Below are 308 nucleotides of genomic sequence, written 5' to 3'. Positions count from 1 at the left end.
CGACAATTCCTCCACTTGGCGCTATGATACCAATGTCCCTTTGATTGTGCCTGAAGTAAATGCCGAAGCCATTGATGCATTTTCCAAGCGTAATATTATAGCAAACCCCAATTGTTCAACAATCCAGCTGGTCTTAGCTTTAAAGCCTCTCCATGAAGCAGCAACCATTAAACGTGTTGTTGTATCCACTTATCAATCGGTTTCTGGAGCTGGTAAAGAAGGCATGGATGAACTCTTCGAACAATCACGAGCCGTTTTTGTTGCCGATCCCATCACATCAAAAAAATTCACCAAACGTATTGCCTTTA

Annotated in this window: 1 protein-coding gene; it reads left to right on the top strand. The window is 42.2% G+C overall.

Annotation, left to right across the window (positions count from 1 at the left end):
* Window positions 1-308, top strand: a 308-nt coding sequence (locus ACFIO5_RS12405) for an Asd/ArgC dimerization domain-containing protein (protein ID WP_375705564.1), incomplete at both ends; no start/stop codon positions are given.

This window comes from Bartonella sp. AA86SXKL (assembly GCF_042196885.1).
The sequence above is the reverse complement of the archived record's forward strand: the minus strand, read 5'-3'. Positions and strand labels throughout refer to the sequence as shown.